The 17,148-nt window shown below is 50.6% G+C and carries 8 protein-coding genes; 6 read left to right on the top strand and 2 right to left on the bottom strand.

Going from position 1 to position 17,148, the window contains the following annotated elements; translation table 11 throughout:
* The first annotated feature begins 1 nt into the window (after window position 1).
* From GK108_RS26860 to GK108_RS26875, 4 genes are all read left to right on the top strand, one after another.
* A complete protein-coding gene (locus GK108_RS26860) occupies window positions 2–1,162 on the top strand; it encodes a RagB/SusD family nutrient uptake outer membrane protein (protein WP_163954678.1) in 1,161 nt (386 codons plus the stop codon).
* On the top strand, window positions 1,159–1,776 hold the full coding sequence (locus tag GK108_RS26865) for a RagB/SusD family nutrient uptake outer membrane protein (RefSeq protein ID WP_163954679.1): 618 nt from the start codon (window positions 1,159–1,161) through the stop codon (window positions 1,774–1,776). The genes GK108_RS26860 and GK108_RS26865 overlap by 4 nt, the downstream gene beginning before the upstream one ends.
* Window positions 1,777–2,081: 305 nt before the next feature.
* On the top strand, window positions 2,082–4,232 hold the full coding sequence (locus GK108_RS26870; RefSeq protein WP_163954680.1) for an outer membrane protein assembly factor BamB family protein: 2,151 nt from the start codon (window positions 2,082–2,084) through the stop codon (window positions 4,230–4,232).
* A gap of 281 nt (window positions 4,233–4,513) precedes the next feature.
* The gene (locus GK108_RS26875) at window positions 4,514–8,065 is read left to right on the top strand and encodes a carboxypeptidase-like regulatory domain-containing protein (RefSeq protein WP_163954681.1); all 3,552 of its coding nucleotides are present in this window, start codon (window positions 4,514–4,516) and stop codon (window positions 8,063–8,065) included.
* A 424-nt stretch (window positions 8,066–8,489) separates the two neighbouring features.
* On the opposite strand, the gene GK108_RS26880 is transcribed toward GK108_RS26875, so the two are convergent.
* Both GK108_RS26880 and GK108_RS26885 read right to left on the bottom strand, forming a co-directional pair.
* Window positions 8,490–9,071 (bottom strand): hypothetical protein, encoded by a 582-nt coding sequence (locus GK108_RS26880; RefSeq protein WP_163954682.1) that lies wholly within the window; start codon window positions 9,069–9,071, stop codon window positions 8,490–8,492.
* Window positions 9,072–9,158: 87 nt separating this feature from the next.
* Window positions 9,159–9,830, bottom strand: a complete 672-nt coding sequence (locus GK108_RS26885; protein WP_163954683.1) for a hypothetical protein — start codon at window positions 9,828–9,830, stop codon at window positions 9,159–9,161.
* Between the two features lie 379 nt (window positions 9,831–10,209).
* Between GK108_RS26885 and GK108_RS26890 the strand changes: the two genes are divergently transcribed.
* Complete coding sequence (locus GK108_RS26890) at window positions 10,210–14,256, top strand: S8 family serine peptidase (RefSeq protein ID WP_163954684.1); 4,047 nt, start codon at window positions 10,210–10,212, stop codon at window positions 14,254–14,256.
* The gene (locus GK108_RS26895; protein ID WP_163954685.1) at window positions 14,210–17,104 is read left to right on the top strand and encodes a S8/S53 family peptidase; all 2,895 of its coding nucleotides are present in this window, start codon (window positions 14,210–14,212) and stop codon (window positions 17,102–17,104) included. The genes GK108_RS26890 and GK108_RS26895 overlap by 47 nt, the downstream gene beginning before the upstream one ends.
* Window positions 17,105–17,148 lie beyond the last annotated feature (44 nt).

Consider the following 17,148-nt stretch of genomic DNA (forward strand, 5'->3'; position numbering starts at 1 on the left):
TATGAAACCGATTCTAAAATATACTGCCTATACCTTACTGCTTTCGGCCGTTACGCTTTCTGCCTGCAAGCAACAATTTCTTGACCTGGGTCCCCAGGGTGTCTATAGCGAAAGCGATTTATTGAGCAAAAAAGGAGTCGATGGGTTTCTGATCGATGCCTACGCTACGTTGGACGGCTCACAGGCGGCTAATTTCCTGGGATTCAGCGGATCATACAACTGGATATGGGGCAGTATCGCCGGTGGCGATGCCTACAAGGGAGGTACCAACTTTACCGATCAAAGCGAAATCAATCAGGCGATGCAATATGCAACTCCCAGCACGAACTCGCAGTTGCTCGCCCGTTGGAATGGGATTTTCGATGGCATTGGCCGGGCCAATATTGTGTTGCAGGCACTAGCCAAAACAACCGACCCAGCCCTGACCGATGCCCTGAAAAAACAAGTGGCCGCCGAGGCTCGTTTTCTGCGGGCTTTCCACCATTTTGAGGGAAAGAAAATCTTTGGCAACATTCCGTTTGTGGATGAGAAAGCCACCGACTACAAAATCCCGAATACCGATGCGAGTGGCAATTACATCAACATCTGGCCCCAACTGGAAACAGATTTCAAATTCGCTTACGACAATCTGGACGAAGTGAAAACGGGTAAAGGGCGGGTCAATAAATGGACTGCCGGAGCCTATCTGGCAAAGGCCTATCTGTACCAGAATAAATTCACCGAGGCCAAAGCATTGTTTGATGTAATTATCGGGCAGGGGAAAACCAGTCAGGGCGTTAAGCTGGACCTGACAGCGAATTTTGGTGAGAATTTCCGCATTGCCACCCAGAATAGCAAAGAGGCTATGTTTGAAGTTCAAAGTGCGATTGGCGATGGTGCCAGCGACAATACGAACGGGTTTCGGGAAGCAATTTTGTGTTATCCGAATGGTATTGCAGGGGGCACAAACTCCTGGTTTTATCGGCCATCGCAAAATCTGGTCAATGCCTTCCGTACTGACGAAAATGGTTTGCCCCTGCTCAATACGTATAACGACGTCGATGTTACGTCGAATGAGACGGTACCAGATGCCAGCCCATTTACCCCTTATTCGGGCAATCTGGACCCTCGTTTAGACCATACCGTGGACGTCGGGGCATTCCTTATCTGGACTGGGGCATGATGAGCGGCTTAGCCTTTACGGCTCCTCCGGGCGAGTCGATCACCAATGGCGGGCCATTTACGGGAAAGAAGCACGTCTTCTCATCGGCCGAGTATAGTTCCGGGCAGGTCGTTCGGGCGAGTTTTGGTATTGCCAGCGCGCTGAATTATGATCTGATGCGTTTTGCCGATGTACTGCTGATGGCGGCAGAATGCGAAGTGGAGGTGGGTAGTCTGGATAAAGCCCGTGAATACGTCAATCGGGTTCGTGCCAGAGCAGCGGCCTCACCCATCAAAACAATAGACGGAACTACCAACGCGGCTAAATACGTAGTAAACCCCTATACAACAGCCTGGGCGAGTCAGGCGATTGCCCGGCAGGCTGTTCGGTTCGAGCGGAGAATCGAATTAGGAATGGAAGGCCACCGCTTCTTCGATCTGGTTCGTTGGGGAATAGCCGATCAGGTGATCAACAACGAATATTTACCTAAAGAAAGCACCCGCCGTTCGCTGGCACTGGGCAATGGCGTTAAGTTCACGAAGAACAAGAGCGAATACCAGCCTATTCCAGACTATGCGATTACCCAGAGTTTTGTCAATGGACAACCAACCTTAAAACAGAATCCTGGTTATTAAGCGCTGATTCTCGGCTTTTGTTTCGAAGGCATTCTCCTCTCTCTACGGGGCTAATCGTGTAGTTTACCACCCCCAACCCCCTCCTAAAACAGGAGGGGGCTAAAAAAAGCTCTGGAGTTTTGGAGTCCCCTCCTGTTTTAGGAGGGGGTTGGGGGTGGTAAATAGGGTAAAACAAACCAAATTTACCATTCACATGAAGCCCTTACAAGACTGGCCCTAACAGAAGTTGAAAACTGGCCTCATTATCGAATACATATTGTTAGTAATCAACCTGTCCCTTCAGCATCCATTTGTTCCGAAACGTAATGAAACGCATCCTTTCACCTGTTCTTTTCCTGTCAGTGGTTCTCTTAACGGCTTTTCAACTAACCTATAAAGAACGAAAAACGGAGTTGAGTACCGAATGGCCTGAATATTTGGGCGGGCCTGATCGCAATCATTATTCGACCCTGGATCAGATCAACACCAGTAACGTTAACCAGCTTAAGATAGCCTGGGAATATCACTCCCGCGACTCGGGGCAGGTGCAGTGCAATCCAATTATTGTCGATGGCACACTCTACGCAGTGACGGCCTCGAATCAGCTGGTGTCGCTCGATGCAGCTACGGGTCAAGAAAAGTGGCGCTACGTAGAACCGGGTACCAAAACGTTCAATACGAACCGGGGTGTTACGTACTGGAAAAGCAATCGGGCCGACGATACCGAGCCCGCACGTATCCTGTACGCCTACGGCTCCTCGCTTTACGCCATTGATGCACAGACCGGGCAGCCAATCACCAGCTTTGGCGAAAACGGGCGAGTTAGTCTTAAGGCCGGACTAGGTGAATCAGCGAAAGATAAATTTGTTATTTCGAACACGCCGGGTACCCTGTTCGAGGATTTGCTGTTCATGCCGCTACGTGTCTCGGAAGGGGCGGATGGAGCACCCGGATCTATTCAGGCGTTTAATGTACGAACGGGTAAACTGGCTTGGGTTTTTCATACGATTCCGCATCCGGGCGAATTTGGCTATGACACCTGGCCTAAAGAGACCTATAAAAACACTGAAGTAGGCGCGGCCAATAACTGGGCGGGTATGGCCATTGATCGCAAACGCGGCATCCTCTATGTACCGACGGGCTCAGCCGGATTTGATTTTTACGGCGGAAATCGTAAAGGGCAAAACCTGTTTGCCAATTGCCTGCTGGCCCTGGATGCCCGAACCGGGAAACGGATCTGGCACTACCAACTTGTTCATCATGATGTTTGGGACCGTGATTTGCCCGCTCCACCAAACCTGATCACGCTTCGGATGAAGGATCGATCGGGCGCCACGAAAACAATCGATGCGGTGGCTCAGGTAACCAAGAGTGCCCACGTCTTTATTTTTGATCGGGTGACAGGTAAGCCGCTTTTCCCCATTCGGGAGGTTCCCGTTCCTAAATCGCCTTTACCGGATGAAGCGACCTGGCCTACGCAACCCATCCCAACCTTACCCGCGCCTTTTGCCCGGCAAACCATTGCCGAAACAGATTTAAACCCCTATGCTACAAACCGCGATTCGCTGATCGCGCAGTATCGTCGGGCCAGAAAAGGAACTTATCAGCCGCTGAGTAAAACCCCAACGCTACTATTACCGGGAGCAGATGGAGGGCCGGAATGGGGTGGTGCGGCCGTTGATCCCGAAGGGATTATGTATGTGAACGCCAATGAAATGGCCTGGATGTTTAGCCTCAGCGACAATCCTAAAGTAGATGAGCTGGCGCATTTAAGTCCCGGCAATCGACTCTATACAACCTATTGTGTCGCCTGTCATGGAACGGACCGAAAGGGGAATCCATCCAGTGGCTATCCATCGCTCGTAAACATCGGTCAACGGCGCGACCGGGAGTACGTATCCAAATTGATTACCAGCGGGAAAGGAATGATGCCCGGTTTCGCAGGTATTACGGCCGAGCAAAAGCAGGCGCTACTGGCTTTTTTGTTTAACGATGAGAAAGTAGAAACTGTCGCTACGTCTCCCGGTTCGAAGCCCAAACAGGGGCCTTACGTTCCGTATCGGTTCAACGGTTACACGAAATTTTTAGACAGCAAAGGCTATCCCGCCATCAAGCCACCCTGGGGTACGTTAACGGCCATCAACCTCAATACGGGACAGCAGGTTTGGCAGAAAACACTGGGCGAGTTTCCTGAACTAACCCGGCAAGGAATTCAGCCAACCGGGACAGAGAACTACGGAGGTCCGGTTATTACAAAAGGAGGGCTGTTATTCATTGCGGCAACGAAAGACGGTATGTTCCGGGCTTATGACAAAAAAACCGGCCAATTACTTTGGCAAACCCAATTGCCAGCCGCCGGTTTTGCCACGCCCAGTACGTATGAGGTGAACGGGAAGCAATATATCGTAGTCGCTTGTGGAGGCACAAAATTAGGGACTAACAAAGGGGATAGTTACGTTGCCTTTGCTCTTCCTTAAAAAGGATGACTAGGCTGCGTTACGTTTATGGGTAATGCTCACTACGTATCAATAACCACTACGTACTGGTAATCAGCACATAAAGTCGCTAACCTGAAAAATAGTAAAATACCTGTACTGTAAAATTTTTACCAGTTAGGATTAAGGATAGGTTTGTAAAATCCCGGCGGAATTTCTGCCGGTTTTTTTGTGCCTTAGCCCGATATCGAATGCTGGTACACCATTGGTATAATTACGCAGCGGAGTTCTTTTAGAATGAGTTACCACACTCATTATTCTCTATGCGCTGCTCATTCGTCATTGGCTGGATAACTGCCGTTCTATTGGTAGGATCAATCAGTATAGGTTATGGACAACCAACAGCTGTACTGACCGGCTATGTAGTGGATGCCGCTTCCGGAAAACCCATGCCGTTTGCCAATGTGTACGTGAATGGGAGCACGCGGGGGGCCGTAACCGACGAAAAAGGAGCGTATAGTCTTACAGGTATCCCCCTGGGCACGGTGGAGATTGTCGCTTCCTTCATTGGCTACCAACCCGATAAACACACCTTCCGATTTGATAATCCCTCCCCACAAAAAGCCACGTTTCGACTAACACCAAGTGAGCAAATGCTGGCGGCCGTAACCGTACGAGGCAATTCGAAACTTTGGGAGCGACACCTTCGTCAGTTTCAAAAACAACTCTTCGGCGAGCCGTTTGGTGGGCAGTGTGTGCTGGTCAACAGCGACGTTCTCAGTTTTAAAGAAGAGAACGGCCATCTCTATGCAACGGCAAACGAGCCTTTGACCATTGACAATCAAGCCTTAGGCTACCGACTCATCTATGATTTGCAACATTTCGATGCGGCTGCATCAGGTAATGTATATCTGGCCGGTACCGCCCGTTTCGAAGAAGTAAAACCAGAAAACGAACGCCAGGCCAACCGCTTTCGACGGAACCGGCTTACCGCCTACACAGGATCGATTCGTCATTTAATGGCTAGCCTGATTGACGATACGTTCGGGCAGGCTGGCTTTCAGGTTTATCAGGAAGATGTCTCCAAGGCGATCCCCCTCGACCATCGGACAAGTACACTTACCGCTGCTATTCATGACTATAAACGTCTGATACCCATTAAGGCATCTACGGCCATACAACCTGGTCGATTATCGACCGAGCGTCGATTGGTCTCGCCGATGAAGCTGATCATATTCTATACCCATGCCGTCTCGAATTTTTCGCCATATCCCGATGCACGCTACGCCTATACGGAAATAAAACTACCAACCGGGCAACTGCAAATGACCGTCGATGGAGTAATTACCATACCTGAAGGGATGGAAGCGAAAGGCTCGATGGGCAACGACCGACTATCAACGATGTTACCCGCCGACTGGAAACCCGATGGTAATCAGCAGGAGGCTCTGGCAACAGATCAGTTGGCAACTCAGGGCAAGCTCGCTCCACCCGATGCCCGCCTGGAACGTATCGCCACCACCTTCAACGAGCGCTTCAAACTACTGTCGCCCAGCTTGTTTGTACATATCGACAAGCCCCTTTACGCCACAGGAGATCGACTCTGGATGAGTACCTACTTGCTCGATGCGGCCAATCACCAGCGACCCAGTGGCGAAACGGCCATTCATGTCGACTTGCTTTATCCCGGTGGAAAATTGGTACAGCACCAGTGGGTACGTATCGCAGAGGGACGGGGCGAAGGTCATTTCCGACTATCGGATACGCTCAGCACGGGAACGTATCGCCTGCGCGCCTATACCGATGAGGATAATGCCCAACGGCGGCCAGCCTTCGAGCGATCGGTGGCGATCTATAATCTGTTTAAGAACGAGTTACCAATACGTAGTGATTCTATTTCTCCGCCAGTAGACATTCAGATTTTACCGGAAGGAGGCCGCTGGATGTCGGGACTACCCGCGCGACTGGGCATAAAGATTGTTCAGCCCGATGGATATGGTTTACCCATTGACGGACGTATCGTCGACGATCAGGGCGCTGACGTTGTTCATTTCAAAACGAATCGGCAAGGAATGACCAGCGTATTGATGGAGCCAAAGCCACAGCGGACGTACTACGCCGACATTACGTATAACAACCAGCCACAACGCGTTCCGTTGCCCAAACCCGACACGGAAGGATTACTGCTGTCGGCCGATGCCACCAGCGACACCACTCGGCTCGCGTTAACCATCTTAAGCACCAACCGATCCACTATCGACTCCGCCTATATACTGATTCAGCAGCGTGGCCGGGTAGTTGACCAGCGAAAGATTCTCCTGCAAAATGGGTTGGCGAAGGTAAGCTTGCCCATGATGAGCTGGTTGCCGGGACTAGCCCAAATTACCCTGTACGACGCCAGCGCTAAGCCGCAAGCCGAGCGATTAGTTTTTATACCCGAATTCATTGCGCCGGTACGAGTCTTCATGAGCGCTAACAAACCACGCTATCAGCCTCGTGAGCAGACCACGCTGAGTATCAACCTGACCGACAATGGATCGCCAGCACTAGCCGCTCTATCTGCGTCGATTACCGATGCGGATAAAGTACCCGCCGATACTGCCGACGCTACGTTACCAACGCACTTGCTGCTAACGGGCGAGCTCCGGGGACGTATCGAAAACCCTAACCAATACGTAGCGAATCGCTCTTCCGAGATCAGTAAAGCCCTGGACGATCTGCTGCTAACCCAAGGCTGGCGACGCGTGCGTGGCACATCCAACATGGATTCGCTGGGTGGCGTATCGCTGATGGGTCGCATTTTGACGGCAAAAAATCAGCCCATACCTGGCGCGCAGATTATGGTGGCGTCGACTGCGACCGGGCAATCGTTCGTCAAATCGGCGGGAGCGGATGAAAAAGGGCATTTCCGGCTGGCAGGGCTTGCCATTCGTGATACGATTTCATTAGTTGCCCAACTCATGGATCGTCAATTAAAGAAATTTCCGACCAACGATGCCCGTCTGATTCTGGAGACACCGGGCGCCCAATGGGAAACTGAAAAAATGACCCGTGTATCAAACTGGTCGACATTGCGCTCTCACCTGGATGCCGCCCGCGTCCGGCAGGAAGCAAACGTCGATTTATACCGCGATCAATCAGCGAAAGTATTGCAGGAAGTGGCGGTCCGCGCCCGAAAATACGAAGATCGGCCTGAGGATATCCAAATGCGTAGTTTGCACAATCAGGCCGATGCCGTTCTGGTATTCGACGATAAATCACCCGCCTACCAGAACCTATACGAAATGATTCAGGGGCGACTAACAGGCGTAACGGTTACTCGAGAAGGAGCCTTTGTCGCGCGTAGCTATAAGGTGTTTATACGGGGCGTGAGTAGTTTCAAAAGTGGTATGCAACCCTTGTATTTGATGGATGGGACGCCCATTCAGGACCCCGACGGCAATGCGTTGCTGCAATTCAACCCAGGCGATATTGAACGTATTGAATTAGTAAAAAATGCTGGTTCAGCCGGTATATATGGGGTTCGGGGCGGGAACGGAGTCATTGCTTTTTACACCAAACGCAGACGGTCTATGCAGGGCAAAGCGAATTCTAAGGAAGGTATGACCCCCATTCAATTCATTGGTTATCCGTCGTTGCAACGTGAGTTCTACGTACCACGCTATGATACGGACGTAGCGCCCGGCAGCATTTCTGGTCCCGTTGATCACCGGGACGTATTATACTGGAAACCACTCATGCAAACCGACAGCCAGGGGCGCAGCCAATTGCGTTTTCCGCTGTCGGACGTAGTACGAACGGTACGCGTGGAGATACAAGGCATTACAGCCGATGGCCGGCCTGTGCTGGGCGTTCAGTTAATCCGGGTTCAGTAACGTAGCTGGTTATCGATTCCGGGAGTTATTTTACCTGCGCTACAACTAACCCCGTATAAACAATAACCCATCGCATAAGCAACTTATCCAACGCTCACCTTTGACAAAGTTTTGAACCGCCCGGCGGTCCGATTTGTCAAAGGTGAGCGTAAAGCAGACGAAAATCAATTAAAAGTAAGTTAAGTCTTTTACAGAAAAGATTGACTACGCAACAGGAAGCCCTGTTTTATCGTACTATAGGATACAATTCGTCCTGAAGACGAACTGATCCTTATTTGATTAAGAACAGGTAAGCGTTATCGTCGTCGCGCGGGTCGTATAAGATAAGTTAATCTTCAAGCTCCTCAAGCTAGCGCAGAAAAAGAGGTAGCAGGAACTGCCCCCACTCCTTCACGCTTGTATCGCAAACGAACAGGCTCGATTCCTAAAACCGTTGATATTGAACGTTATTACGAGCTAGTAACAGCATTTTTTTCTTGCGATCCAGGATGGTGAAATAATGTTTGAATGCCGGTTTGAGCGTATCAGCCCGATTATCGCATAGATACAAGCTACGTACTTGGGTAAATGATGAATAGTAAGGATCGGGCCTATAAGTATAAAGCCAAAAGTCAATGCTGGTGTCATGATAAACTCCTGACACAAAGTTTCGATTCAGGAAGCTTAACAATAACAACAAGCGACGGACCTCCCCTTTTTTCATATCCTTAAAAGCCGGATTGGCAAAGGTGAGCGTATCGAAGCGACCAACACTTTCTCCTCGAAAATACATGATACTATCCCAAGGCTGAACAACACAATTCATAAATTGGGGAGCTTTGATGGTCTCGATATTTTGACAAATCTGCCGTAAAGTCCGTATAGAGTCCTCCATGGCTTGAGCAGAATCAACAAACCGGATTTGCTGTCGTTCGAGAGGGGGCTGATAATACTGATACAGTCCATAACCCAGGCCACTTAGTACAGCCAGCACCAGCAAAAACTTGATTCTCTTACGTTTACTCATTGCATTCCTTTAAAAGTAGTTTTCTCCCCTCCGTGCTTGAAACGTAGACGATTGGGGAGAAAACTACTTTGACTTAACCCTTTTTGCTCACTTTGCCGGAACCTTGGAGCTATAGTTCCTAGGCATATACAGCCGTTCAACCTCGGCATCTGACTTGTACAATATGAAATCGACGTGAGTATTAGGGAGGGTTTTACCTCCTATGCCTTCTGGAATCGCTAACCCGGTATTGCGCAATGTAATGGTCATGCACTCACTAACCCTAAGAATATACACATACATTGTACGACCTTTTAGATACCGTTGCCAAGGAGAGTCAGATGCCGAATAAACGGTCGCTGGAAATGCTCTAAATGTTTTTCCCGTCTCACGCTCAATCATGGTACGCAACGAATCGAACGAATAATATTTATTGCGAACAGTAAACCTATATTCCAGAATAGGTTCGTCATAATTATCCTCAGCACGCTCTCTAGGGTCATTATCAAGAGTAATTTGGTACTTCGCGTGCTTTAAAGAGAAGCTTATGATCGACTTATCTTTTTGCTGGAGGAGCGTCGTATCTTTCGTAAAGGTCCCTCCTCCCCAAAATTTCATATTGTATGATTGGGCAATCTGCCCGACTGTGGCTGGATAAGGAATTCGTAGATCGCCAAATCGAAATTCTCCTGCCAGGCAGATCGCTGGTTGTTGTTTTCTGATTTGGAATCCACTAATAACGCCAACCAATACAATGAATAGTACGCTGGATAGACGCATGAGCTATGAACTGAGTTAGTAATTGAGTTAATCTTATCTCCAGTCTTACTAAGGAGTTCGACATGGGCTTTCTTGTGGGCAACCTGATAATTTTATCATCTCATGATTTAAATATGCGGTACATAGATAGTCCAAAATCGCATCCCAAGAACAATGGCCACCTAAGGTGGCTTTATAACCAATAGCGTTATTTCAGAACGCTGCTGACCTTTGACAACGTTTTGAACCTCGTCAAAGGTCAGCGTAAAGCAGACGAAAATCAATTAAAAGTAAGTTAAGTCTTTTACAGAAAAGATTGACTACGCAACAGGAAGCCCTGTTTTATCGTACTATAGGATACAATTCGTCCTGATGACGAACTGATCCTTATTTGATGCGTATGTTATACCGTTTATGGTTCTGCGGAAGTCGGTTTTTAGCCATTCTCTTTCTTTTGATTTCCAGCCACTTATCCGCTCAGCAGCTTCCTTATTCTCTTGGGCAGCGCCAGCAGTTGGAAACACTTCGGCAAACCATACAGAAAACCTACGATGCTAACTATACGCGCGCCGTTTCGCTAGCCAATAAACTCGGACGACCGATCACTCAACTACGTAGCAATGGACAACAGATTACCCTGGCGGGGATCGATGATCGGGGGAATTTATTATACCATGCCACCAGTGTCGGAAACTCGCAGGTAGCGAATGCCACTCGTACGTCGGCCCTCTATGCGGGCGGTAGTCTTGGACTCAACCTATCGGGCAGTAGCGCTTCCGTTCAGAATAAACTGGGTATCTGGGATGGGGGTGCTGTCCTGTCGACTCATGTTGAGTTGAGAAATCGGATTACCCAAAACGACAAAGCCAGCACGGCTGTCGCTGATGAGGAACACGCTACTCACGTAGCCACAACCATGATTGGCACGGGTGTTAACGCATTAGCGCGCGGCATGGCCTTTGGTGCCAAACTACAGGCATGGGATTTTACCAATGATGTGTCTGAAATAACGGCAGCCGCGCCGAACCTGCTGATCTCGAACCACTCCTATGGCTATCAGGCTGGCTATCAATATAACCCTGATCGGCAGGGTTCCGTAAAATGGGAATGGTATGGCGATACCACCGCCAGTAAGGTATATGATTACAAATTTGGCTTATACGAATCCAACGCCCGATCGCTTGACCTCATCGCAAATTCAGCCCCCTACTATCTGATGGTCAAAGCCGCCGGTAACGATCATGGTGCCAGTGGTTATACGGCCGGACAATCGTACGTTCTGGTTAATCATGGCAATCAGATCAGTACCGTACCGCGCGATCTGCAAACAGGATACGACCAGATGTCGACATCGGCCATCGCCAAAAATATACTGACGGTAGGCGCTGCTTTCTACCCTGTTTACGGCTATAAACGACCAGCCGACGTAGTACTGGCCGATTTTAGCAGTTGGGGACCCGCCGACGATGGCCGGATCAAACCCGATATTGTCGGTATTGGCGTCAATATTTTATCCGCCAATTCCACCAGCGACAGCGCCTACGTAACGCTTAGTGGTACATCGATGGCCACGCCGAACGTATCGGGTTCGCTGCTGCTGCTTCAGGAATATTTCACGCAGTTGACTGGCCAGCCTATGCGCTCGTCAACGTTACGGGGGCTAGTGTTGCATACGGCCTTCGAAACCGGACCATCCATTGGCCCCGACTATCAGTTTGGCTGGGGCTTACTGAATACCGAACAGGCGGCTCGTCTTATTCGTAATGACGACAAAACGCATTTGTTGAGCGAACGGAGTCTCACCCAGGGTCAACGCGACTCCATTCAGGTCATTGCATCGGGAAATGGTCCGTTGGTGGCCACCATCTGCTGGAATGATCCGGCAGGAGCCATCACCACCAAGATCAATGATCGTACTCCCAAACTCGTCAATGATCTCGACCTGCGTATCACCAACGGCACAACCATCAACCTGCCGTGGATACTGGACCCCGACAACCCGAGCAAAGCCGCTACCGCTGGCGATAACACCCGCGACAATGTGGAACAGATACGGATCGAGAATGCCGTTCCCGGCAAAACATACACCATTGCCATCACGAACAAAGCAACGCTCAGCGGAGGCAAACAGGATTACGCGCTCCTTGTAAGCGGAGTTGGCGGACAGGTTTATTGTACGTCTGCGCCCAGCTCGTCGGCCGATAGCAAAATCAGCGGTGTTACGTTCGGTGGCATCAGTCAGACCGGCACCAGCGGCTGTACGACGTATAATGACTTTACACAACAAACAGTCGGTACGATTCAGGCCAGCCAGACATTGCCACTATCCGTCACTACCGGCACTTGTGGAGCGACCCGTAACGTAGTCGTTAAAGCCTTTGCCGACTGGAACGCAAACGGCAATTTCACCGACGCTACCGAAACGATTGCTACGTCTGGTGTTCTGAACGGTCCCGGCGTATTTACCACCAACGTAACGATTCCGCAAAGCGTAACGGTTGGCCAACTCATCCGGCTACGTATCGTAGCAACCGAAACCAGCGATCCGAACGCTGTTAACCCTTGCGGTACGTATGGCAACGGCGAAACCCAGGACTATCTGGTTCGGGTCGTTACGTCAACAAATGACATTGGCATCACGGACATTCCTTTCCCATCCAGTACATTCTGCGTGAACGACGCTACCGTATCGATACAGGTGCAGAATTTCGGTCCTCAAACGCAAACCAATATTCCGGTTACGGTACAGATTACCGATGCGGCCAATACAACCGTTGCTACGTTGTCGGGTACGTTGGCTTCGTTAGCTGCCTATGGAACGGGACAGGTAACGCTGGTGCCGACTACCGCCCTGAATCTGACACCCAATCAAACCTACACCTTTACCGCATCGGCGGTGCTGGCGAATGATCAGAACCCATCAAACAACCAGCTCACCGCAACCCGCACCGTCGCTCCACCGACAACGGGCGGTATTTTTACCGCAGCTACCTGTGGCATCGATACCGCTTTTTACCTGACCAACAAAGGCAATGCCACCGCCTTCTGGTATGATGCCCCAACGGGAGGCAATTTGCTGGCAGCGGGCAATGCCGTTTCCTTTTCGGGTAAACCAGCTACTGGCGTATTTTATGCTGCGCTGAATGAATTTAGTGGTCGGCTCGGCCCAACGGCGAAAAGTGCATTTGGCGGAGGCACATACGGCTACAATTACGGTCCGGCTCCGCTGATTACGACGACCGTACCAATTACGTTATCGAGCGCCCGACTCTATATTGGTCATTCCGGTACGTTAACCTTTACCGTAGCCACCCTAAGCGGATCAACGGTATCGTCGTTGACTATTCCCGTCACCGCAACCCGGACCTTACCGCTCAGTGCAACCGCTACGAGCGGCCAGCTGGCCGATGACCCCAACGATCCGGGTGCGATTTACGATCTGAATCTAAAAATCCCGCAGGCCGGTACGTATCAGGTTACGATTGACTACGCCGACAGCGCGGCCATTTTCAGGAGTAATGTAGGCGTTTCTGGTTTTCCATATCGGTTGAATACCGCCAATGGCCAAACCGTTGTGTCTACAAAAGGGTCGCTGTTTGAGAACGCATCGGGCGGTTATGATACACTGACTACAGCCTGGTATTATTTCTACGACCTGCAAATCCGTGCGGCCGATTGCCCATCGGCTACGCGGGTGGCCGTTACGCCTTCCTCAGGCCAGGCCTCTGTAGCCACCGTTACGCCCAACGTATCCACCAGCATTTGTCAGGGTTCCAGCGTTACGTTGCAGGCCAATACAGGTAGCGGATTGCTGTACCAATGGTACCGGAATGGAACAGTTATTTCCGCAGCAACCAGCAGTACGCTATCGGTGGCATCGAATGGTAACTATGCCGTGCAGGTAACCGGTATATGCGCCCCCGCCCGATCAGCGGCTGTGACCATATCGATTCGGGCCGCCCAAACGCCAACCATTACGGTCAATAGCTTTACGTTAACCACGAACGCTACGTCCGGCATTCAGTGGCTGCTCGACGGCGTTCCCATTTCTGGCGCTACCAGTGCTACGTATGCTGTCACGAAAACGGGTCGCTATTCGGTTCGGGGCAATGTAAACGGTTGCGGTGAACTCATTTCGACAGAAGTATATCTGGTCATTCTGGACGCGGAGCCAGTGGCCGAAGACAATACGTTGCTGGTTTATCCCAATCCGGCTACGAGCAAGGTAACGGTTTCGCTGTCGTCGGCTACGTCGTTTCCACAATCGCCAACCGTTCGGCTGGTCGACATTCGAGGGGTAACGTTGCATACAACCACCCTGCAACGGGACGGTAAATCATATTCTACGCAATTAGACGTAACAGGCTTAGCAGGCGGTACATTTTTTGTTATAGTTTCAGATGACAAAGCCCAGAATAGCTGGGTTAAACGCATCCAGAAACCATAAGTATCGTATCCTGAATCAGTTTTACACATCAAAGCTCATAAGCGTATTCATTACCGTTTGGGGTAACCTGATCAGGGCTAAACGCGCTGGCTGGATCGTGCTGTGTCTACTTATTCAACAGGCCAGTTTTAGTCAGTCAATACGTTCTGACTGGAGAACGGAACTTGTTCAGCGATACAGCGCGCTACGTACGCGAACGACCCAGTTGGCGAAACAACAGGGCTGGCCAGTCTACAGTCACTATGCTACTAATCGCCAATTGGTTTTGCAACGAATTGACTCACTCGGGCAGCCTGTTTACTACACCCTTCATAATACAGAAGCAGCCCGAGCCACCCGTACCCAGTCGCTTTACCAGAACGGCGTGCTACAATTGGCGTTATCGGGAAGTAGTAGCGCCTTGCGTGGTAAAATAGGCTTGTGGGATGGCGGGCGAGTTCTTACTACTCATCAGGAATTCAGCCCAGCTACTGCTGGCCCAGCTATTTTGCAGCAAATGGACACTACCGGTTCATACAGCGATCATGCCACTCATCTGGCCGGAACGCTGGTTGCCCGAGGCATCAACGCCCAGGCCAGGGGCATGGCCTACGGTGCCCAGTTGTCTATCTGGAATTATAGCGACGACATTAGCGAAATAGCTGCTGCGGCCCCAAACCTGTTGCTCTCTAATCACGCGTATGGCCCAGTGGTGGGCTGGGTATATAACCCGTCTCGCCCCGGCACCGACCCGGCCCAGAAATGGGAATGGTGGGGTAATACGAGAATCAGCACAACGGAAGATTATTTATTCGGTTTCTACACCTCACAGGCCCGTGATATTGACCAGATTGCAGCCAACAACCCTTTTTATCTGATGATCCGGTCAGCCGATAACAAACGCGCCGAAACCGGACCGCCCGCCGGAACGCCTTATTACCTAAGAAATACCAACGAAACCAGTACGTTAAACCGCAGCCGGAATGATGGGTACGATGTCATTCCTGCCGAAGCTACTGCCAAGAACGTATTGACCGTAGGAGCCGCCGACGTTACGTTTAATCAGCAGGATCAGCCAACCACTATTAACTCGACCGCCTATAGCGGCTGGGGCCCAACCGATGATGGGCGTATTAAGCCCGATTTGCTGGGTATGGGCACGAACGTGTTCTCAACCCTATCCGATGCGCCATCGTCTTACGGCACCTACACCGGAACATCAATGGCGTCGGCTAACGTAACGGGTTCGCTTGTGCTGTTGCAGGAACTCTACATGCAACAAAAAGCGGCCACATCAACCAATTCCACGCAGGCCAGTCAGTTTATGCGTTCGGCCACGCTGAAAGGATTGGCCCTGCATACTGCCAGCCGGACAACACCCGCAACTGGTCCCGACTATCGTCAGGGCTGGGGTCTGTTAAATACGGAAGCCGCTGCACGAGTCATTTTAAACACAAATCAGGCTCATCTGATTCTGGAGCGAACGTTAGAATCGGGCGGGACATTCACCCAACGAATTGTCGCCCAGGGCAATGAGCCGCTCATCATTACCTTGTGCTGGACTGATCCGGAAGGTCCAGCGACAGCCGTTGCAGCCGCTTCGCTCGACCTACAAACGCCTAAACTGATCAATGACTTAGATGTACGGGTTGCTGCCGGTGCCAATACGTTCCTGCCGTTTGTTCTCGATCCAGCAAATCCGTCACGAGTGGCCACATCCGGCGATAACATCCGCGATAACGTCGAGCAGATCTATATCCAGAATCCTGTACCAGGTCAGGCTTATACGATCACAGTATCGCACAAGGGCAAAATGAAGTACACGGGCCAGCCCTTTTCTATTGTTGTCAGCGGTCTATACCGGCTGCAATGTCAGTTTCCGGTGTCAATTACACCCGGGCGCGATACAGTTCTCTGTTCTGGTGCCCGTTTGCAACTCAGCGCTGATAATAGAGCAGGTTTTACGTACCAATGGCTGCTTAATAATTTGCCCATTGCCAATGCCACTACGTCGACTTACCAGACGGCCACCGCAGGAGCCTACGCACTGCGGATGACCGACGCATCCGGCTGTTCGGTTACCTCGTCAACTGTTCAGGTACGAACCATCGATGATGCAGTAAAAATAACGCCTGCCAGCACGCAATGGCTTTGTCAGGATGGCGCACCGATTCAGCTGACGGCAACGTCTACGACTAGTTCACCCCTGGTTTGGTTACGTAACGGAAACGTGCTGACCGATGTTCAGTCGACTACGTTAAATGCTACGTTGCCGGGTCGTTATCAGGTTCGGCTTTCGCAGGAAGGCTGCCAGGCGCTGTCTGATCCGGTCGTAATCAGTGCCACTACGGTTGACACTATTTCTCTAACGCCCGAAGAAACGGACTTAACCTTTTTGCAGGGAGCAACCGTAACTCTTTACGCAACCACCGGGAAAGATTATCAGTATCAGTGGTATCAGGACAACCAGCCTATTGCCAGCGCCACCCGCGATCGATTTTCGGTCAGTACGCCCGGCATCTATAAAGTACGTATTACCCAACAGACCTGCGTGGGCTGGTCGACAGAGCGCTACGTTCATTTTCCGATTGTTACCAGTGTGGCACCGCTTTCTGATTCGCTATTTACAATTTATCCGAATCCGGCCGAGCATACGATTGACATTCAGTATGCGTACCCCAATGTTCGCCAACTACGTATTAGCGTTATTGATCAGCAAGGTCGTGTGCAGCTCGAATCACAACTTTCCAACAGCCGAAACGGCCAGTTTCAGGGCTCGCTACGTCTCAATAACCTGGCTACCGGACTCTATTTTCTGAAGCTGGACGATGGCGAACGGACTCAGCTCAGGCGATTTATCAAGAAATGAGCTTGCCTCACATCATTTATTCCTGACCTTTCTACAAATCCCGG

Source organism: Spirosoma terrae (assembly GCF_010435915.1).
Taxonomy (GTDB): Bacteria; Bacteroidota; Bacteroidia; order Cytophagales; family Spirosomataceae; genus Spirosoma; species Spirosoma terrae.